The following is a 21,719-nucleotide window of genomic DNA, read 5'->3' as shown; positions in this document are numbered from 1 at the left end:
CCACAGCGTGACTTTTCCTTAACTTTTAATTGCTTCTAATTCCGCCATGTGGTACACCTCTTTAGGGAATAACTCCAAGTGCTGCGAGAAAGACAGAAATGGGGGAGAAGAAAGGGGATGGAAATAGCAGCTATAAAACCAAGGAAGTCAGCAATAGCCCAGAAGTGTAAGTAGATTCCCTGTTACTCGTGAAACTGACACGGCGTTAGGTATTAAGGATAAAGATGAAGTTGAGGTTGAGTCGTTCAGAAAGAGATTTAGGCGCGAAGTTAACGGTTACAGAAAATATAAGAGGATTACGTGTTCACGTATTCGTCTTCGGTGGACATTAGAGGCGGAAATTTGAATTCGGTCACGGTCTTAATTTAAACCTTCTTGTTAGCGATCAAATAACAGACCTATGTAGAAGTACTCAGTCCTTGGAAAGTTTTTTACACTCGATATCAAAAATCCTCTCTCCAGCCCTTACGTTCCTTTCACGTTGAAATAATGTAAATATTATTTTAAAAACGACAGTATGATTACCAAACGCGTTATGGTCCTTCAGGGAGGAGTGAAAACTGTCATTGGATGCTTGCATCGGAGAGATCAGAATATATACCAGTTTTGCGTATACAATAATATGTCAGACGTGATAAGTGTAAGAGTGAAAAAAGGATTAAAGGAAAAGGCTGAAGAGTTGGGGATAAATATTAGGGATGTGGTTGAAAAAGCTTTAGAAAAAGCCATAGAAGAAAAAGAGAAGGAGGAGTTGAAAAAGCTTGCAAGTGACATTAAAGAATTAATGAAAGACGTAAACGAAGAGGAATGGGTCGAGGCTATAAGGACAAGTAGAGATGAAAGGTAAAGATGGAAGGCTATTTGCTTGATGCATCTGTCATATACCCTTTGTTGGATTACATAGATAAGGTTGACGTCAAAAAGGTCTACATTCTAGACCTCACCTTTTATGAAGTAGGAAATGCAATATGGAAGGATTATAGGATCCATAAGAAGGTCAAAGACCCCTTTATATTAGCTAAACTCTTTCATGAATTACTTAGGAAGTTTAACGTTTTAGGAGATTTACCAATGCAAGAGGTAATGAGGGTCGCCGTAGAGAGGGGTTTAACATATTATGACGCATCTTACGTCTTCGCAGCTATTAGCAGAGGTTTGACGTTGGTATCTAACGATAAAGACTTGCTGGAAAAGGGGAGTGCAATATCCTTTAAAGAATTTATTAAGACACTTTAAAGGATAATCCTTTTGTCCTTGACACTACTTCCTTGATCGTTTCAAAGGCTAACATGCTGTAATGATCAAGTCCTATCTTGACCGTCCAATTTTGAGGCTTCACTTACGACAGTTGAATAGTATTTTGAGAGAACTCCGACTGTTATATCGTGGTTTTTACTTACCACTAGAGAGATTCGGGTGTAAACTTACGATTAACGTTGAAATTAATGTTACTGAAAGGTTTATGTTATCCGTCGGTGAGATAAATTGGATGAATCGACATATACTCTACATCAAAAAACTTGAATGCAATCCCCTAACTTTTTTAACCTGCCAGCTTAGATAAATTGAATATATGATATTGTTTATAAGCGACCTGCATAAGAGCCTCGATGACAAAGAGGAAATTGAGTCAGTTAAATGGCTGCTAAACATCTTAGATGAGCTAAAACCAGATTACTTAATCGGGGCAGGCGATTGGGGAGAAGGGATGTCAACAGCTGATTTTTCCGATATTCTCTCAAGGACTAAGCTAATAGCAGTTTACGGTAATCATGAGAATTTCTCAATAGTGAAGAACTTCTCGATCAGAGATGGTCAAATAATGAGTGTCGGAGATATGAGGGTCACGGGGATTAACGGCCTAATAGGAGACGACGAGAATTACGGAATACCTCCTAATAAGTTCCTAAAAATAATAAGCAGATTAAGAGACAAAAATGTAGACGTACTAATTACTCACCAACCTCCCTACCTCCCCGAAATATACCCTAAAATGAGATACAATGAGGCTGCGGAATTGATGCTACAAGCCTTAGAACAGATCAAACCTAAGCTCCACCTTAACGGTCACATGACTGACGGTTGTCACTCTTATTACGAATTCGAATGGGGTAAATACCTCAGAGTAGATAGCTCATCCAAATTCAGATGCTACGCGATAATTGATAAGGACGTAACAGTCTATCAGAAAGGAGAGGAAGTCTTTAATTTCAGTCTATAATTCCTAAATTGTAACGAGTTTTTATCGTGAACCCATCTATCAGTAAAATTAGAATGAGGAGATAAACACCTTTACCCTCCACATATGTCCTCCAATGAATTGTATCAAGATTTATCTCATAACAATATTCTGAAACTCTAAGAGTAATAATCTCGCTTCGTGAAACATTAGGAGACATACGCCGCTTAACGTACAGGGTTTAAGAACCATTATTAAGGAGTACTGACAAACGAAATCGGTGTGTTTTAGTTATTCGATGAGGATTGACGCGACGACATAGGACGATGAGGCTTGCTGGAAATAAATCCTTCGACAAGTATAAGCACGTGGACGTTTCAAGAAATTGGGGAAAATCTAGCTGAGGGGTAGAGAGAATAAAGTTTAAACAATACTCTTCTAACTTCTCTTTTTGATGACGACGCTCCTCTCTAACTTAATGGGACTAATGGGAAGGTAAATTTGCTGATTCCTAGCCTAAAAGTGTTGAATTGGGAAAAGTAATCAGATCAGTAGATGATTGTAAATTGCTAATTCTTAGAAGGGTTAAAACTTTGGTCACGAGAGTCCCTTTTTCAAGGGGCTTTCTTTCTAACCCGACAGCATATCAGGTGTAATTATGAATTTATTTGTGAACCCCCTTAAGCGGAAAGAGGAAGTCTGTTCACATGAAAACATGAATAGATTTTTTATTATAGCAAGGAAAAAACTACTAGCCGTCTATTACAGAAAACTTTATTAACTTTAAGTAGTGAAAATATCACGGAAATTATATGGGTATAAAAGATAAACTAAAAGATGCGGCAAAGAAAACAGAGAACGTAGCAAAAGATATGGCTGAAGAGGCAAAGAAAGCTGGGGAAAAAGCTGCAGAAAAGGCTAAAGAAGAGACTAAAAAAGCTGCAGACAAGGTAAAGGGGAATAAGTGAAAATTATTATAAGTAACCTAGTAAGTTTCTAAATATTTTTTTCATTAATATCTTTTTCAAAAACTTATACTACGTGGTAAATAGTAGTATTCGCCTCATGACGTGCCTTATAGCCTTATAAAATTCAAATAAATGAAATTGTAGTCAATACTGATAGCGCAGTTATTAGCATATAAATTTATTAAGCGTACTTTCTTTGTGATGAGGACGAGGTATTATAAAATGTTAAAAATGAGGAAATAAAAATAGCTCGGTAACTATATTATGCCCACACTCCCACATCTTGTAGATTAGCTTATTACCTTTAACACATTTTCTCTATTTATGAAGTGCGAAATCCGATATGATGAAGATATTTCGAAACTTCCGCTGGATGACTTAAATGTTTACAGAGTTGTTTACATGGGACAAAACGTCTACGTCAGAATAGACATCGACGGAAAGTCCACATATTTTTCATTGATTGACGGTAAAGTAACAATACACAGCAAGGAGTTATTCAACATGATTAAGGACTCCGACTTCGATAACTGCGAGTTGACTACTATAATAGACGTAATCCTAGACGAGGTGGTCTACTACCTTGGTGTAAAGAGGACGGAACTCTTCCGCAAGTTTGACCAACTCTTCGAGAGGATAACCGAGGGTCAAGTAAAAAACGTAGGAGAGGTAAAGGACCTAAGGAAAGAGATACAAACTCTGTACTCTGACTCGTCCTCACTATTTTACGTCGCTAAAAAGCTCTCTAAGTTCGTGAGTAAGGACACACTGGACAACGTGGCGTTTGCCTATGAGAGATCTGAGATCCTCATAACTAGGTCAGCTGACCTATATAACATATACCTGACGGAGGTACAAAACGAGTTAAACATAATAATAAAGAAACTTACTTCTATCTCCTTTATATTCCTACCGATTACGGCAATTGCTAGTATATACGCCGTCTCTTATTCGTCTTTGCCTTCATCACTGGACTCAATTGATACGGTGTACTTTCTAACTCCACTAATCGTACTAGGTATAGTGCTGACGTTGTATTTAAAGAAAATAAATTGGTTGTAGACAACTAGTGCCGGTCTGGTTCCACTGAGCTAGACATTCTTAGTTTCATTAAGGAGTTTTAATTAGGTCTGGTAGTGATTCGAAAAATTCTAACACGCATAGTATCTGTCACTTCTTCTCTCGAATCAGAGAGGGACCTGAAAATCACCGTGACATAGAGGAGACTTGACCAATTCCTTTTGATCTGCTCTTATACAAATAAGCTGTGTAATACCTTCTGTTTACTAAATACGTAGAATATAGGCTATTTTCTACTTTAAATTATCAACCTCGAATTGGGATGAAACAGAGAAAACTTTATATATGCAGAATTTTGTGAAAATTTGTAATTTTTTCTTTAAAGAAAAATAAATGAATTATTATTAAGCCATCTCTATTGCGGGGAGCACTCGTATTTAATGAAGCTTCAGTTATATGCATTACGACGTTAGATTTTAAGAATAAAGGCCCTTTCAACAAATTAAGAGGCTTAATAAACGTTTTTACTCTGTGCCTACGGGATTAGCAGTAGAGGCTTAAATTAATTTAATCAGCCAAATTAGAGCTGAATACTCTAAATACCTATACCGGTGTCTTATCCCTAGTAGTACTATTTACGCTCGAGGACTGTTGTGGATTAATTTCTGAAAATATAGAGCCTCATATCAATCCAGATATCGGGTGATAGGGACTAAGCCTATATTTAGCCGTAGAATATTAACTATAGTTTAGCCCCTATGCACGAGATTTATTCTATTTCGATCACATGATTTTTATATAATAGGAAAAGATTTAAATAGGAATAATGACGAGAATTCAGTGATGGGTTATGGAAAAAACGTACCAAATGGATAATGTAGACGTAAACTCCCTCCACGATAAAATAGTTAGTGAACTGCAAAACCAACGTTTCGAGATCCATAGGGATGAACCTAGGGATAATGGATTTAAGATATTCGTAAGAAGGGGAGAAGAACACGGAGAAGTGGAAGTCTTTAACGATTGGGGGACTGTGAGGTTGATTACACACGGTAGGTTAGAGTGGGAGTTAATGAATATCGTTGAACCCTTAATACAACAGCCAAGCCAGCAAAACCCCAACAGCTTACACTCAACCCCGCCCTATGATGCCCCAACAACCATTCACCCAACCACCGATGCCTCAAACTCAGATGCCCCGCCCCATGACACCTCCTACACAACCGTCAATGCCCCAACAACCTTTTATGCCTCAACAACCCACAGCTCCAACGGCTTTTCAACAGCCGGCAATGCAAGAGCACCAGCAATTATTAAACGCTCTTATGCAGAGCGGTTATCAAATAGAAGTGAACACTGTTAACGGGCAAATATTCTTTATAAGGGGTAGGAAAGGGAACTATGTAATAGATATTGAAGGTAGACCTCAACCCTGATTTTTCTTACTGATCCTATTTAATTACTAGAGTTTAACCAGTCGTGGAAATTTTTACTAGAGTAAAACTATTTGGTTAAAAATCGGGCTACTTTATCCTTAATTAGTGGAAATAGTTAGACTTACTTTCATTCCAGTTGTTTAAGAAAAAATTTAAATACGGGTAAGGGTTACTATCAGCTAGATATTTTATGTGGGTAAAGAGAGTAAGTTATATTATCCTGGTATCACTTCTGATACTCGAACTAGTCCCCGTCATCAGCTACGCATTATCTTCCACTACCCAAAGTGTCATAACCACTTCGTTTAACGTAAGAAACCCTAATTACCCAGTGGTACTAGTTGTAGGAGGAGAGGGGAAGAATATAAAGCTAGATATTTCCGGCTCTGGAAATACTTATACTATCTCTGTAAATCCCGGAGTATACTATCTTTACCTTCAAGGAGGGAGTTACCAGATTACGGCTTATAATGCTACTCTGTTGAGAGTTATACCCTTACCTAGGGATCAGGGTGTTGTTGATTACGGGATAGGGAAGAACTTCCAACCTTATGTTCTGGAGTTTTACACTGTTTACGGTTCAATAAGTTATTATAATCTAAAGGCTGAAGAGTATCCAACAGATCTAGGTAGTTGGGAACCGGTCATTGCCCTACAACAAAACGTTGTTTTACAAGTCCTAACTACTAACGGAGTGCAAGAATACTGGGTACAGAACGTACTTCATATAGATACGCAAAACTATACTGGCAATATGGAAGTAAATGTGTGGAACTTTACAACATATAATGCCATCATGAACTCAAATGAACTGTATTTTACTCAAGGTAAAGTAAGACCGGATGTTTACATTTACCTACAACCCTCCTTTAGCTTTTATGTTAGCAACGGTACCACGGTAGTCACTACTGTAAATAACTCCCAAAGCGGGGCCACAATAATGTTCGGTATCATGAACAGTAGCGGTACGTTTTACTACGATAATCTGACTATTAAAGTCCCCGGTTTCATCACGTCTTACTTCTTGGTTGATGGAGAGAATAAAACTGGGAACGGTTTATATTACGACGCGGAACTTAACTTAGGAGGGATATTCGGGCATTCAGCTGTCTTCACTAGCGGTACAGCAGTCTTAAGTGTTAAGTACCGGTTAGTAAACGGTACAATAATATCACCACCTAACTTCTTCCCCTATTCATTAGACACTGCAGAAAGGGCTTTAGGGATTGAAGTATCTCCCATTAACGGTCAAGCGTTAATAGAGCCCGGCAGTATCTCCGAGTCTATAAAGAACTTCGGTGCACAAGAACTCCAACTATCTCCTTCAACTACGACTACCTCAACTCAATCTACCCCTACTCAAATTGAGGAGTACACATTATTCCTCTTTAATAACACGTTAGTGAGCGGGAACGGAGTGGTTTATGACCCAAATATTTGGCCCGTTGGAATACTGTATGACCCGTATAACGGCCTTGTGTATGTTGCAGACTACGGTAATAATCAAATAACCGTGATAAACCCAACTACTATGAGTGTTGTTGACACTATTGATGTAAGTGGTGGCCCTATTAGGATGGCATTAGACCCCATTAATCATTTAATATATGTCACATTATCCTCTTCTAACCAAGTAGCAGTACTCAATCCGAGTACTAACGCTATTGTTGATTATATGCCAGTCGGTTCGAGCCCTATAGGTATAATATATGCTGAAGGGTTAATCTACGTAGCTAATTCTGGTGAAACTACGATATCTGTGATTAACCCCAACACTGACCAAGTAATTAACACGATAAGCATTTCCGGTATTCCAATAAGGTTAGCTTTTGACCCCGTGAACGGCATGATTTATGCAACAACTAATAAAGGTGTGGTTGTTATAAACCCGAAAACGAACTCGCAAGTAACTACTATATCACTACCCTTCTCACTAGGGGTTGCTGCAGACCCTAGCACGGGCTACGTTTATGTTGCCGTAGCGTCTAGGGATTATGTTGCTGTTATAAACCCAAATACGAACACTGTAGTTAATGAAATAGTAACTGGTAGCAGTCTTACAAACATTAAGATCGGGGGCAATTTGATGTTTGTTGTAAACCGCGGTAGTGATACTCTAACAATTGTAAACCTTACTGACGATGATGTCGTAGCGATTATGCCCGTAGGAAATTTTCCTCAAGGGGACTGTATTGTAGGTAATTCAATTTACGTAGCTAATTCAAAGAGCAGCTCTATCTCTATCATAAGTAATATACAAATACCTTATGTGTCAGTTACTACGCCTATAACTACTAACAACATCTCCGTGCCTACACTAACTACTACTCAGACTATTAATGCACCGATGAATAAAATAATTATTGCAGTATCAATACATAAAATTAGGTAGTTTGTTAAGAGCTTTTGAGAAGCACTTGTTCTTCTTATTATTAATAGTAGCTTTAATCCTGGTAATACTAGCTGTTGTCGTAATAATATATGCTAAATATTGAATTTTATGTCATCGTCTTCAAACTATATATTAAGTGTTGGAGTAGATCACGTTCAGAATTTTAGCGAATCTATTTACGATAGTGTTAGTTGGAAAAATAACATACATATAGAGTTGAAAATTGATTGTTGATTTTTTATGTTATAAAAAGTTATTTTTTCTTTTTAGCCTCAATTAATATATATATTATCGGGATGATGTATTGTAACAATCCTCCTGCTAAACCAGAGTAGACGAGATATTGATGCACTGGCAACCTCAATATTAATATTATAGTCCCTAATATTATATCTATTAGTATTGTTATTAGTATTGTCACGACTATTAATATAGTTTTACTATCAATTTGTCTTATACTCGTGGTTATTCTATTAAACAGGATTTGTCTTATGCTCATGCTATTTATTAAAGGCATAACCCTTGTTCTTAAATTTCTCTGAATATTTTCTGATTTTCCTTTCTCGTTTATGTACTTTTTAAAGAGATGATAAGTGAGGTCTGCAAAGGATGTAGAGAAGGCTAAATAAGCTATCAATCCATTTATCCCTACTAATAGTTTACCTACTTTAGGATTTATGTTTAGTACAAGATTAAAATGACCAATTAAAATATATAATATAATAATTACAGTTATCACTAAAAAACCCATTATAACACCATATATGAATTCCTTCCTTTCATCTGGGGAATTCAAGTATTTTTTCTCCCTTAATTTATTAAATATAGGTGTAAAGCCTACCATCGCAAATAACGTTAAACCTATCCAGTCTATTTCAGTTATCTGTATTTTATCACCTGCACCTAAGAGTGGGATGAGTAGGATTAGTGATGATGTATAATAGTATTTGAATTTTACAAAATATGTAGAATTTCTATAATAATACATTATTATAAAAAGTATAATAGAAATAAATACTGTTATAAATACTGTGAACTCGAAGGGTAAGTTAAAGATTAAGGCTATGTCATTATTTGCAAAATACGATAAATAACCTAAACTAGCTGGTACGTCATAAAAAACAAAGCCTATAATTAAGAATAATTGTGCCCAATTATTTTCGTGTATTGACATTCTTTCTAGTCCTAAAATTACTAATATAGTTAATCCATATATCAGTATAATTAACGGAATTGTAAATATTAGAGAAAGTCCTTTCATGTCAAGATAATAGAAAATACCCAATCCTACAGTTGCAAAAAAAGATGTATGAATCCCTTCTTTAAAAGATTCTCGCTTAAAAAAGGACGCAAGTACGCTGAATATAATTATAAAAAGTCTTATAATTATAAAAGGTCCATTATTTTCTTTATTCATATCCTCCGCCTAAAAGAAGGTTTTTTATAGCCTGTCCTATTTCTCTAATATTTACCCTTATTTGCGCCTTCGTATCCCTATTTCTAATAGTTACTGTATTTTCATCTAAAGTTTTAGAATCTACAGTAACTACTAATGGGATACCTAGAGTATCAGCTTTAGCATATTGAGCCTCTATTTTACCTTTTTCAAATAATTTAAATGTAACGTAACCCAATGATCTTAATGTTAAATCGACTTTTTCAGCAACGTTAATAAATTCATCGCTATGATGGATAGAGGCTATACCTACTTCTAAAGGCGATATTTTGTATGGTATTCTAAATAGTGGCCAATTTCTATCTGATGGACTAGGGTCATAGTTTAGCAGTAAAACAGCCATTGCAATTCTATCTAGGCCAAAGGACGGTTCTACAACATGCGGGATCATACCGTTTTCACTTAAATTAGCACCAGAATATTTAGAGTGCACAGTGAGATCATAATCCGTTCTGTAAGCATTCCCTATTATTTCGACCCAATCATCTTCTATATTTACTTCCACGTCTATCGTCCCCTTAGAGTAGAAGGCCCTCTCTTCAGGTGGTACGACTCTGAATCTAATCTTATTGCCAGGTAAACCTAGTTCATTGGTTAGCCATTGCCACTCTCTACCTATCCAAAAGGCTAGTCTAACATTCGGCACTAAACCTTTTTTAACGGCTTCATTTAACTCCATTTCGATAGTCTGGTCTTCATAAAATATGGGTAATCTAATCTCTTTAACGCTGTCATAAAGTGGATGTGAATCTAAATGAGAGGGTAGAACGAATTCTTCTATTTCCATCTGTACGAACTCTCTGAGCCTAGATCCACGGGGCGATATTTCATTTCTGTAAGATCTGCCTACTTGTGCTATAGCGAATGGTAACTTTAGTCCAATTGCTTTAAAATTCATGAAATTAATGTAAATATTTTGTGCAGTCTCTGGTCTTAATGCGGCATTTATCTCATCGGTCAAACCTACTGTGAGTTCCAACATTAGACTCTTTTGTTTTGTTTCTTGTTCTTTTAGATCAGTTAAATCTCTAGGGCAGATTAGTTTACCATTAGTTTCCTTTAGTAAGTGATCTACTCTATAGGTATTCGAGCATTTTGGACATTTTATCACGGGATCAGTAAAATTGGAAAGATGTCCAGATGCCTCAAAGACGATTAATGGCAGTATCGTACTTCCATCCATTAAGAAGACATTAGGTATTTTCTTTATGAAGAAATTAATCCAGCTATCTATTATTTTCTGCCTTAGCATTGCACCTGGTGGTAGCCAATCTATAAATCCAGAAATATTTCTACCTTTGTAAATTTCTGCTGAATTAACGTAAAAATTCCTTAGGAATCTTTCTACATCTTGCTTGTACTTACTTTGACTCATTTTATTCATCTAATTAATATTAGCTCACTACGATATATAAATTTTACTAATGTTTATCTCATTATATACACTTAACTAACTCACTAGATTAATTTGATTATAGTAATTTATTTAATTTATAAATTGATCATTATAAGCAATACTGCTTTCGTCCTCAACAATGCTATGCGTTAATCTAATCGACGTAGGAGGTATATTAAGCGTACAAATAGTATAAATATTGAGTTATAAATCCTAATTTTGACAAAATATATTCAGAATCTTAGTTAGTATTTATATACAGAAAATTTTTCTATGTATAATAAAACCATAATTAATAACTTACACTATACAATTTTTACATTTATTATAATATTAATATAAATAATACAAAAAATCTTTTTAAATTTTTCATCTTTTACTCATTTTTACTTCTTCTTTTAATTTGTTAATTATGTTCTTCTTCAGAGTTTTTACTTATAGTCTTTTTCATATTAGCTGCAACGGGGGCTAGTAGGGAGTTAAATCTAGTGTTAGTAATGGGAGCTGTTGGGCTTAGTGTGCTAAGGACCTTAAAAAGGGAGATAAGGAAGCTAATTAGCAAGAAGCCAAATAACCTAAACGAGACAAAGGCTAGGGCAATACATGGAAGGAATGAAAATTAGTGAAATAGCCAAAATACTACAAGTTCACAAGAGCACAGTATATAGATGGATTAACGAATTCCAGAGAGGGAGAAAAATGTCTATTGCACAGGGAGAGAAAAGGAAGAAAAAAAAAAAAAGAAGGTAAATTAGAGGGAAATAAAGGTAGAAGAAATACAAGGAAAAACCATATGGAAGGCAAAAACATAGAGGAGAAGTCCAAAAGTAAAAATAAGCTACAGCTTGGAGAAGGGCGAGAAAAGACTGAAAATTCCCTGCATAAAACCCTACAAGATCGACAAGGAGAGACCAATAGATGCTGACTTAAGGAGAGGTTGAAGGGCGTTATTAAGAAGGGCGTAAAAGTGTTTTTCATGGACGAGTCTGGTATTAGTCATGATCCCTCTAGGGTTAGGAGGTTGGGTTTGTATGTTGTTAGGGTTGATTATCCAGGTGTTATGGTTACATTCCAGCTTGTATTCCCTTGTTTGATGGTAAGCCTTGTTTTATGCTAATTTATTCCAATGTTGATTCTAGGGTTTTCGCTAATTTTCTTTACTTGCTTAGGGTTAGGAATTCTGGTAATGTGGTGTTGATTCTTGATAATGCTAAGTTTCACAAGTCTTCTTATGTTTTAGTTACAGCTTTTAGGCTTAACATTATTTTTCTTGCCTCCCTATTCTCCGGATTTAAACCCAATTGAGTTGGTTTGGAAGGATTTGAAGCGTTGGGTTAATACTTATTATTACTCTTGTTATGCTCTAGAATTGAGGATAAGTTCTATTATTTGGTTTCTAAGGGTAATTATACTAGGTATTGGATTAATAAGTTTCATGACGTGCTTGGGGATCTTGAGGAAGGTATAAGTATGGGAAAATTTTTCTCATATTTGATTTATTATCTGTTAACAAGTTTTATCAAGTTTTATCTCAGAATAATACAGGCTTTTCTCAATATTTTTCTATATTTTGTATTGAGAGAAGTTAAAAGCTTGTTGCAACTATTATGAAAAAGACTATAACAAGAGTGATTTTTCTTTAATCCATGCGTTAGCTTTAAGCATTGGGAAAGATAATATTAATGAAATCAACATGACTCCTAAAAAGTCCAAGACTAGCAACGTCTTGTCTTCCTAGGTTAAACTTCTCTCAGAATGTGAGAGTCCCTTCAAATCTCTCGGTGTATTAAGGACTTCAGAGGCTTCGGTTATGCCTTGTTATGCTGATATTGTGATAACATTGGGTGGTATGGTATTCGTATAAAAGGAGATAGTTAAGCATAATTCATAGCGAAATGGAGAAAAATAGGGGCATTTGGTTGATAGATCATCTTTCGTTGTGACGAATTTCAAGTGAGATATCCTTACTTGGTCTTGTCTAAGAGGAGACTTTAAGCATGATGCGGTAAACCATACCGACTCTTACGTTAGTGACCTAAAATTTACGAGAGTAACGTCTGTTTTAAAGTACCGAATATGAAGAATAAAACGTCTAGTATATAGAATAAAATTTTTATAAAGTTATGCACATTATATCAGTATAGAAAGGAGTGATGGTTGAGAGGTTTGGGTAGGGTGAAGTTGACTTTGATAAATAGGAAGACTGGGAATCAAGTGACTTTACAAAATGTTAACCCTACGCGGACAACGGAGCAGTTGACTGACGAGTTGAGGGGTCTTGTGAATAGTGCGGAAACAGCGACATTTTTTAAACGGGAAAGTGATGGAGAATTAGTACCCATAAATGTAGCTACCGTGAATAACCTAGATGCCGGGTGAAAACCAATCGATAGCACAAGGTGGGGTGCAGAAGATGGTAGGATTCTGGGACTGGTTTCGGAAGAAGGAAGAAAACTGGGACGATGAACTCCTCGAGGCGGCTGAGTTTGGTGACTTGATTAAAGTACAAACAGCACTCGAAAAGGGGGCGAACCCAAACACTGAAACTTTGCTCACTGGGAGGAGGACGCCATTGCATAAAGCACCACTTAATGGTCATGTTGAGATTGTTAGGGTTTTGCTTAAGCGTGGTGCTGACCCAAACGCTAAAGATAATTACGGCAGTACGCCATTGCATGAAGCAGCAAAAGAAGGTCATGTCGAGATTGTCAAACTGATGCTTGAGCGTGGCGCTGACCCGCGGATTGCCGACAATGGGGGGTGTATTCCCTTAGATTATGCTGAAGATAGTGTAATTCGTAGTTTACTTGAGAGTGCCATGAGAAATAGTTAATCTGAAGTACCTAGGAAACCTAGGATGCAAGGTAATGAAGCAACACGGGTAGATAAGGGTGATATTGAAAGAAAATCAGACAAAAATGAAAAATTACCTATAGTAGAACAACAATCAATAATAAGAAACCAAGGCGTAATGCAAATCCCCAACTACGAGGTCTTGGAAACTATAGGTGTAGGTGGTTCCGCTATAGTTTACTAAGCGAGGAGGGAAAAAAGATTCATTGCTTGTAGCTATAAAAGTTCCTATAGTTCCTGATAAGGATTTTGTCAAAGAGTTGGCAGTATGGCTACAATTAAAAAATCATCCAAATATAGTAAAACTCTTAGGTTATGATATAAATCCTAGACCTTACAAGGTAATGGAACTAATGAAGGGGTCACTTCACGGAAAGACTTTTGATAAGGATACAGCTACTAGGATAATTTTAGATGTTCTTTCTGGACTAAAACACGCTCATGAAAAGGGAATAATTCATAGGGACATAAAACCATCTAACATACTTTTAGATGCTAACGGTAGGGCGAAGATTAGTGATTGGGGAACAGCAAAATTTTCAGATATAATCACATCTACAAACAACGAAGCATTTACCCTTATTTACGCGGCACCGGAACAATTAGATCCACAATTAGGTCCAATTGACGAAAAAACGGATGTATATCAAGTATGTGAAGTATTTTATGAGATCCTTCCTGGTAGGCCGGTTTTCCAAGGATATGTAGAAGTATATAGTAAAAAACTTAATATGCAAATCACTCTACCGTCCAGCATTGATCCAGACCTAAAGGATTATGACAAAATATTTTTGAAGTGTTTATCTCCCAAGAAAGAAGACAGATATTCTACTGAAGAACTTATATCCATTTTATCTAATAAGCAATATACTAGACTTACAACTAAAAATACTGCGTATGCCCTTTTTGGCCCTCCTCTTCCACCCCTTTAATATTGAGTAAGCATCATTTATAGCCTTGTCAACATAATGGGAAGCTAGATTGTTAATCTTCTCAAGCTCGTTTATCAACGCCGTTGTCAACAGTTTCAGATAAACCGTGAATTTTATGTCATTTGACATTATTTAATATCCCTAATCCCTTTAATGCTATTACAGCAGTTATGGGACTTTAACGTAACTTAAAGATTTTCATTAGCCCAGGCGGTCCGCCTAAATAACGTTCAACGAACCTGAGGAACGCCTCCACACTCCTCAGGTTCAGCTCCCCTATCAGCTCCCTGACAACGTTGACCATGATGGTGAAGATCGTGAGGTAGCCCTGAAGCCTCTCTCTCCTCCAGAACGAGGAGTCCTCCAGTCCCAAGGCCTTCACGTCCCTGTGGAGCTCCTCGATCTCCCACCTCATTTTCCATGCCTCCTCGATCTCCTCCTCGCTGAGCGAGAGATCGGTCGTGTAGAGGTACTTGGCGTGTGTCCCGGAGTCACGTTCCCGGACTAGCAATTTTACCGTAATCACTCGGTCTCCCAGAGTCAGGTCGGCGTAGTAGACGCCGGGGGATAGGTCCCCCACTCGGAGGTGTCCCTCCACCTCCTCGAGGGTCCCCCGGACCGACTCGACCCTGAGTAGCCTCCGGTTGGACTTGAGCTCAGACACCACGTTGTCCTTCACGAGCTTCTCCGACCAGTACCACGAGTCGAAGACGACCTTGGACACGCGGAAGTACCCCTTGAGCACGTCCAACATCTCCCTGGCCAAGTCGATCTTGGTCTTGAACTCGGTGACCATCCCCAAGTCCAACATCTTCCTCACGGCGTAGGGGAAAGCCCCCACCATGAACGCCCTGCCCGTGGAGAGGTCCACTATGGCGACCGTGAGGAGCTGGACGCCCCTCTCGAACCTCCCGTGGGTGTGGCAGTAGATCCAGTAGTTTCCGTGGGGGCTCACGTCCTTTCCTCTGGAGTACTCCTTGTGGTCCACGGTGTCGTCTATGATCACTGCCACCTCACCTTTCACCAGCCCCGACAGGACCTTTAAGTAGTCCCTCCACGCGTCTTCGAGTTCTCCCAACGCCTCCAGCAGGTTTGCGTAGTCTAACCCGAACGTCTCAGCAGCATTCTTCACGCTGGCCCTACCGCCTAGCAGGGTCATGAGGACTAGTGCTAGTCCTACCCTCCTGCTCCTCCCGTTCCTTCTCACTATGCCCAAAACTTGGTTGACTGCCTTGACCAACCTCTCCTTAGCGTACTCTACTTGTCCCTTCAACATCTTTCAGTAGAACAACGTTGAAAAATAAAAACTTCTCGCTAATACCGACTTCTTGGTATTACCTCCCTAAGATTCCCATAACTGCTGGCTATTAAACGAGCTGAGGCTGTATGCCTATCGAAAATAATGTGATTGCAAGTTTATAGTCTTTCATGTAGAGAATATTGTTACGAAATAAGTATAATCAAAACGAGCTATATTTTCTTTCTTCATCCAAAATGGTCTAACCAAGCAATTACGTTATAGATAAAATGGTAGGTTAGGTTTGTAGATTTAATATAGCGTTTTGTACGTAATCCTTAACCTTGAATTGAAATGAATAAGCGTTCATGAAAGTAATTCCGTTTATCGTCATTTTAGGAGTTACTGAATTTTCGTGGAGATGCCCGTAAATGTAGTAGAGTATCTTGTTGTTGGGATTGAAAATTATGTCAGATAAGTCTTGTCCATCATAAGCGTTGAAAAATGAACGTTTTTTAATCAAATCCTTAAGCGGTGCATGATGTGTGACTATTATGGTTTGTCTCCCCCTTATGTTCCTTTTTATCTTCTCCTTATTTGTCTTAGCGAAACTCCTTGATTCAAGCTTTGTATATAAGCAGTCGTTGTGCCAACTATAACAAGGACACTCATTCATAGTGCTGAGGTAAACACAATTACTCCTTATATACTCTTTGCTAAACCCGTAGGGATTACAATTTTCATAATCGAAATCGGTATAGCCTGGGGCAAAAGAGTAATCATACCAACCTACATTGCCAACAACGTCGTAATCCCCTAACTGTGTCCTATCTATAGCATCTAACAGTTCTACGTTGTATTTTTCGCTTAGCTTGTTTATTCTTTCTATTTTGCTGATGCTGTCTGTGTCTTTCTCGTGTATCCATAAGTCATGGTTTCCCAGAACTGTAATTACCCTCATTCTCTGACCAGCTTTCCTCAACTTTACGAAAAGTTTTTCCAGATCTCCTAGCTTTCCGTCAACGGTCAAGCCTCCTGAGATTATAAGGGCATCGGGTTTTACCAGTTTTATCCCCTCCAGTATTGTAGCTAAGTAAGGTGACGGCATATGAATATCTGTCGTAACAAGTACTTTAGTCATTAAGTATAGATACGTTACCTGCATTTAAATGATTAATAGTCCCTAATCTTAATTGTGGATAATATGTTTCAAGTAGCCTCATTTTAAGGATAGATAAATCATTTTGCTTGCATAAGTTGCGACACTTAACGAGATTCAGTTCTTTACCTTGAAATTTATAACTTATGAGTTTTATATTCTAAAAATTTATATAGTCAAAATAAATTGTCAACATTTCTAAACTAATTTTTCTAAACAGTATAAACTGTTGTAGATCTACACTAATTAGAAAATTTATCTACATTGTTCTTCGAGTATATAAACTAATTATCATCGTGTATTTTCACGTGGTAAATGGATTCACCTCGTTTCTCTACAATACTTCAGGAAGAGTCGATTAGCCTTGACCTTTAATCAATTCGGTTATAAAATGAGTGTGTCATTTCTAGCCTTCAAGATCCCTTTCACGCTTGAATCCGCATTGTGGAAGAGAATACATGATTACTAAAAATGACCATTAACCGTTATCACTTTCACTTAAATCAACACGATGTACGCAGAGAATACGATGAGGTAATATGTTCTACACACATTGCTTACTATTTAAACATTATTATCCTGATTGCTTTGTGGACTACTTCAGAATTATACAAAAATTTATAAAAAATAATTACGAGTATTACCCATGGGAAAGAGTAAGTACAAGAGGGATTGGCACAAGTACGACGAGAACGTTATAATGAGATATACCCTTATGTTCCCCTTCTACGTCTTCGAACACTGGTGGGATTTACTAGCAGAGGAGAATAGATATGCAAAGAAAACCTACAAGGCACCAAAGGAGTTCAACGAATTCCTAGCATTCCTCCACTTGTTCTTACCTTATAGGGCTATTGAAGGAGTATTGAGAGCACTAGAGAGACTGAAAATCATCCCAACAAGCCTAGACTACTCAACAATATGGGAAAGAGTAAGAAACATGAACATAAAATTCCCAGAAGCAAACGACGAGCTGGAAGTAATAGCAGACGCAACGGGAATAAGCACAAACAAGGGAGGACAATACATTATAGCAAAATGGGGTAAAACCAAGGACTCAAAATTCCTCAAGATCGAAATAGTAATGGATAAAGACCAATTCAACATAATAAACGCCGAAGTAACCACAAACGAGGTTGAGACTGCAGTTAAGACAGTTAAGGATTTACAAGACAAGGGAAAGAAGGTCAAGAAATTTTATGGAGATAAAGTTTATGATGCTAATAAGGTTTACAAGACCGGGGTTGAGGTCGTTGTCCCACCTAGGAAGAACGCTTCTACTAGGCGCGGCCATCCAGCTAGGCTGTAAAAGAGTTCAAGAGGTTATAATCGTTGGAGGGAGGAGAAGGGTTATGGTGTTAGGTGGAAGATTGAATCCTTATTCTCAGCTGTGAAGCGCACTTTTGGGGAATCCGTCAGGGCTACAAGCTTTTTGGGACAAGTGGTTGAGGCTAAGCTCAAGTTCTGGGCTTATGCGTGGATGGTCCACTTGGCTAATTCCTTAGTTGGTAGAGCTCCGGGTATTAGGGTGTAAGCTTGCAAATAACGTTGAAATAAATATTAATTACTGAAAAATTCTCAATGTATCATATCATGCTTATGAAATAAATTGAAGAGATCAACAAAGCATATCCTGATATTAACTTACACTATTATCGTTCCCTTAGGGTAGAAAGGTTCTCTTTTCGGGTTCCACGACTGTGAATACAATCTTATTCCCTAGTCACCTTACAGATACTCGGACATTTTTACATGGGATTGGTAAAACTGGACAGATGTCCAGATGCTTCATAAACGGTTATCAGTAGTATCGTATTTGAATTCAACAAGGAAGTATTAGTTATTTTTCTTTATAAAGAAATAATTTCATTAATCTATTATTTTCTGCCTTAGTAGTGTTCCAAGTGGTAGCCAACACATAATTCTAGAAATATTTTACTGAATTAACATTAAAGTTCTTTAGGAGTCTATCTATCTAACTTAAACTTACCTTTATTTTTTATTTTATTAAATATATTATTTTATTACTTTTAATAAACTTGTTATGTTAATAATATCTTATTATAAATGTTTTACTAGCTCGCTATCAAGTATATAAATAGTTTTGGCTATTGAGCATAAATCCTAGTTTTAGTGAGAATATTAAAAACTCAGTTAGGATATTAAAAAACAACTTGAATTCATAATTAATCACTTACACTACTTAATTTTAGGTGTTTACTTCCTTAATGTTAATCTGAATTATACTATAACATTCCTAATTCCCCTTATATTCATCTAATTTTTTGACAAGGTCTTTTTGGAATTTTGGTAGGATTCTAATCTTTTTTCTTCCGCGCGTTTGTTTATATACTCTATTAGCTCGTTCTCGTCCGTAATACCTAGACCTACCTTAGCCCATTCTTTTATTTCAGGGTGCTGCTGCAAGATATTTCTAATATCATCAACCAATCTATGTATCCTTTCTCTACCACTTACATGAGAAGATGAACTTATTCTCGCTAAACCACCTAGACCGAAAGCTAGTGAAGAGATAACTAGACCCTTTTTCCTCAGTCTCTCTAAAATATTTCTAACCGTCTGAACGTCCTCTTTCAAATAGTCCGCTATCTCCTTAGGTGTAGTAGGAGTTCCAGCCTTAGAAAGAATATCTATACTTATAACCACTGCACATTCTGCAGGTGTCAATCTTTTTGGGTTTGAATGACCTAACTCATTCATGCATACTTACTTAATATAGTTAGCCTAATAAATTTACTCGCATTTAGGTATTATGATAATCTTCTACATAATCCGTCAGATAAAATTATTATGGTGAATTAAATTAATCTAAAGCGTATACTAAAAAGAGAATTCACCCATCAACTAATGATTGAAAATCTCACTTTGTATATATTTATTTTCAATAATAATATTCTCTAGTAGAAAATTGGACTTATAATCACGTGAACTTTAAATTAATTATAAAACCTATAGGAAAAAACTTAAAAGTTTCTTATTAATTATCCATTATTATATATTAGTAAAAAGAGAAATCGTATTATCAATTTCTTTAACATCCTTCACAGTTTTCTCTGGCTTTACTAACGGCTTTACCCCAGCCCATCCTAGCGATGAGGTTAGCTGGACTAACTATAACCTCAATTTCATTATCGCATGTCCTAATCTCCAATGGATCGTCTGAAGTGATCTCACAACCTCCATGCCTTCTGACTAAATTCATTAACTCTGAAAAAGATATATCATCAATTATTTTAGATACTTCATCGCATACACTTTCAGAGATAGTGTAGACTTTGACGTTTGCTGCTGCACCTCGAAAGCTCAATTTCGTATTTACACATAGTTCCATATACTTTATACTACTTAGTTACTTAAAAATTTTCTTTCTATAATTAGATATTACACAAAATAATGAATTTACAATTCATTTTACTCATCTTTTGGCTATAATGACGACTACTATTATAGCGATAATAATCAATACTATTATCAATATTAGCGCTGAAATATTCAAGGTACCATAAAATGTTTGATTCTGAGTAGAGGTTGTATTACTATATAGACTACTTGACGTAACAGATGTTTGATTCTGAATAATGGTTGTGCTGTAACTTGACGTAGTAACAGAAGATTGGGTTGTTGTTTCAGAGTTAGTCGTGGTTGAATTAGTCGTAGTTTGCGTATTATTAACTAATATTTTATAATTCGGAGTCAGGAAGAAAGGTTGAGTAACAATTATTTCATCAGATCCATTAAGTACATATGTTGTCCCGATCACATTTACAACTTTAGGAATTACTATAATCGAACCGTTATTATACCACCCTGAAATACTTCCGTTAGGTAGATATATATTTACCCAAAATTGTGGGATAGCTTTAATGTTAACTTGTAGTGGTTCATTTACAATAAATATCTGAGGCTGACTAAAGACCTCCAATCTCTCGAAGGAACTCAAGTATTCGTACTTAGGAATTTCTATTGTTGTCCCAGCCGGGTAGTAACCGCTTACAAGGGTTCTATTGGTACCGTTTATTACTGCAAGTAATGGTGATCCCGTGAAATTGACCTCGACATAGTATTCTACGATGTAAGGTATTTTAATTGACATCGGAGATTCGACAATAAAATTGAAAGTTTGAGTGATATTGTAGATCTCGTGTTGGCTTATCGGGATCACTTGCGGAAATACTTCAATTGTAGACCCTCTATTGTACCAACCGGTACTCAATTTTTCTTCAACTCCGTTTATATAAGCGGAAACGTTTAGGTTTGTAGTTACATAATACTGCATAACATAATTTGCTATTATAGTATAGTCCCCCGGTTGATTTATTGTGAAACTACTAGAAGTAGTATTTCCATTTAGGGTCACTTCAGCCAGAATAAACCTGGAAGTACCATTAATGTATTTCACATTAACAAATGTTATATTAGCTGGTAAAGTAACGATATACGTTTTATTAGCATTGTGTATAGAGCCATTTACGTAATAAAACGGAAGTGTAGAAACTACGTCAATTTTGGCTATTTCAATCGGTTGTATTCCTACAAATTCAAGCAACTGATTGAAATACGGATTATTCCAGAGCCCAAATGGGTCACCGTTCCAACCATTATAATTCCAGATGCCTATGAAGTTTATACCCATAGAATTTAATTGAGATATTACGTCCTCGTAATAGTTT

At 36.7% G+C, this 21,719-nt stretch carries 17 protein-coding genes and 4 pseudogenes; 13 read left to right on the top strand and 8 right to left on the bottom strand.

Translation table 11 applies throughout. From position 1 onward, the window contains the following. The first annotated feature begins 622 nt into the window (after positions 1-622). From WIW89_RS05830 to WIW89_RS05800, 7 genes are all read left to right on the top strand, one after another. Positions 623-847, top strand: coding sequence for a type II toxin-antitoxin system CcdA family antitoxin (locus WIW89_RS05830; protein WP_337720080.1), 225 nt, complete (start codon positions 623-625; stop codon positions 845-847). 2 nt (positions 848-849) lie between these two features. Continuing rightward, positions 850-1,236 (top strand): type II toxin-antitoxin system VapC family toxin, encoded by a 387-nt coding sequence (locus WIW89_RS05825; protein WP_337720079.1) that lies wholly within the window; start codon positions 850-852, stop codon positions 1,234-1,236. Between the two features lie 337 nt (positions 1,237-1,573). Further along, a complete protein-coding gene (locus tag WIW89_RS05820) occupies positions 1,574-2,221 on the top strand; it encodes a metallophosphoesterase family protein (protein ID WP_337720078.1) in 648 nt (215 codons plus the stop codon). Positions 2,222-2,991: 770 nt separating this feature from the next. Further along, a complete protein-coding gene (locus WIW89_RS05815) occupies positions 2,992-3,147 on the top strand; it encodes a hypothetical protein (RefSeq protein ID WP_337720077.1) in 156 nt (51 codons plus the stop codon). Between the two features lie 324 nt (positions 3,148-3,471). Further along, entirely contained in the window at positions 3,472-4,209 is a 738-nt protein-coding gene (locus WIW89_RS05810) for a CorA family divalent cation transporter (RefSeq protein WP_337720076.1), read from the top strand. Between the two features lie 1,106 nt (positions 4,210-5,315). Continuing rightward, complete coding sequence (locus WIW89_RS05805; protein ID WP_337720075.1) at positions 5,316-5,603, top strand: hypothetical protein; 288 nt, start codon at positions 5,316-5,318, stop codon at positions 5,601-5,603. 190 nt (positions 5,604-5,793) lie between these two features. Beyond that, positions 5,794-7,995: a thermopsin family protease gene (locus WIW89_RS05800; protein ID WP_337720074.1), complete on the top strand. Its 2,202-nt coding sequence runs from the start codon at positions 5,794-5,796 to the stop codon at positions 7,993-7,995. 253 nt (positions 7,996-8,248) lie between these two features. Here WIW89_RS05800 and WIW89_RS05795 read toward each other — a convergent pair whose 3' ends face one another. Both WIW89_RS05795 and glyS read right to left on the bottom strand, forming a co-directional pair. Then, positions 8,249-9,412: a hypothetical protein gene (locus WIW89_RS05795; protein WP_337720073.1), complete on the bottom strand. Its 1,164-nt coding sequence runs from the start codon at positions 9,410-9,412 to the stop codon at positions 8,249-8,251. Beyond that, positions 9,405-10,826 carry a glycine--tRNA ligase gene (gene glyS / locus WIW89_RS05790; RefSeq protein WP_337720072.1) on the bottom strand — a complete coding sequence of 474 codons (1,422 nt, stop codon included), beginning with the start codon at positions 10,824-10,826 and terminating at the stop codon, positions 9,405-9,407. The genes WIW89_RS05795 and glyS overlap by 8 nt, the downstream gene beginning before the upstream one ends. A gap of 518 nt (positions 10,827-11,344) precedes the next feature. Between glyS and WIW89_RS05785 the strand changes: the two are divergent. The 5 genes and pseudogenes from WIW89_RS05785 to WIW89_RS05765 all read left to right on the top strand — a co-directional run bounded on the left by WIW89_RS05785 (position 11,345) and on the right by WIW89_RS05765 (position 14,632). Next, a pseudogene (locus WIW89_RS05785) lies at positions 11,345-12,214 on the top strand (IS630 family transposase). Between the two features lie 790 nt (positions 12,215-13,004). Then, a complete protein-coding gene (locus WIW89_RS05780) occupies positions 13,005-13,226 on the top strand; it encodes a hypothetical protein (RefSeq protein ID WP_337720071.1) in 222 nt (73 codons plus the stop codon). 34 nt (positions 13,227-13,260) lie between these two features. Continuing rightward, a complete protein-coding gene (locus tag WIW89_RS05775; RefSeq protein WP_337720070.1) occupies positions 13,261-13,680 on the top strand; it encodes an ankyrin repeat domain-containing protein in 420 nt (139 codons plus the stop codon). Positions 13,681-13,704: 24 nt separating this feature from the next. Then, the gene (locus WIW89_RS05770; RefSeq protein ID WP_337720069.1) at positions 13,705-13,884 is read left to right on the top strand and encodes a hypothetical protein; all 180 of its coding nucleotides are present in this window, start codon (positions 13,705-13,707) and stop codon (positions 13,882-13,884) included. A 22-nt stretch (positions 13,885-13,906) separates the two neighbouring features. Next, entirely contained in the window at positions 13,907-14,632 is a 726-nt protein-coding gene (locus WIW89_RS05765; RefSeq protein ID WP_337720068.1) for a serine/threonine-protein kinase, read from the top strand. Here the strand turns inward: WIW89_RS05765 and WIW89_RS05760 are convergent. From WIW89_RS05760 to WIW89_RS05750, 3 genes and pseudogenes are all read right to left on the bottom strand, one after another. Continuing rightward, a pseudogene (locus WIW89_RS05760) lies at positions 14,588-14,710 on the bottom strand (RNA-guided endonuclease TnpB family protein); the annotation flags it as partial. The gene WIW89_RS05765 and the pseudogene WIW89_RS05760 sit on opposite strands and share 45 nt — an antisense overlap. A gap of 100 nt (positions 14,711-14,810) precedes the next feature. Then, positions 14,811-15,908, bottom strand: a complete 1,098-nt coding sequence (locus tag WIW89_RS05755; protein WP_337720067.1) for a transposase — start codon at positions 15,906-15,908, stop codon at positions 14,811-14,813. Positions 15,909-16,167: 259 nt separating this feature from the next. Then, complete coding sequence (locus WIW89_RS05750) at positions 16,168-17,010, bottom strand: metallophosphoesterase family protein (RefSeq protein WP_337720066.1); 843 nt, start codon at positions 17,008-17,010, stop codon at positions 16,168-16,170. A 664-nt stretch (positions 17,011-17,674) separates the two neighbouring features. On the opposite strand from WIW89_RS05750, the pseudogene WIW89_RS05745 reads away from it, so the two are divergent. Continuing rightward, positions 17,675-18,562: pseudogene (locus WIW89_RS05745) on the top strand (IS5 family transposase). Positions 18,563-19,305: 743 nt separating this feature from the next. Here the strand turns inward: WIW89_RS05745 and WIW89_RS05740 are convergent. The 3 genes and pseudogenes from WIW89_RS05740 to WIW89_RS05730 all read right to left on the bottom strand — a co-directional run. Further along, positions 19,306-19,749, bottom strand: a complete 444-nt coding sequence (locus WIW89_RS05740; protein WP_337720065.1) for a hypothetical protein — start codon at positions 19,747-19,749, stop codon at positions 19,306-19,308. Positions 19,750-20,080: 331 nt separating this feature from the next. Then, positions 20,081-20,380: a hypothetical protein gene (locus WIW89_RS05735; protein WP_337720064.1), complete on the bottom strand. Its 300-nt coding sequence runs from the start codon at positions 20,378-20,380 to the stop codon at positions 20,081-20,083. A gap of 84 nt (positions 20,381-20,464) precedes the next feature. Then, positions 20,465-21,719: pseudogene (locus tag WIW89_RS05730) on the bottom strand (hypothetical protein); the annotation flags it as partial.

Source organism: Stygiolobus sp. CP850M, from assembly GCF_037389425.1.
Taxonomy (GTDB): domain Archaea; phylum Thermoproteota; class Thermoprotei_A; order Sulfolobales; family Sulfolobaceae; genus Stygiolobus.
Note: the sequence above shows the minus strand (reverse complement) of the source record. Positions and strands in the feature narration are given on the sequence as shown.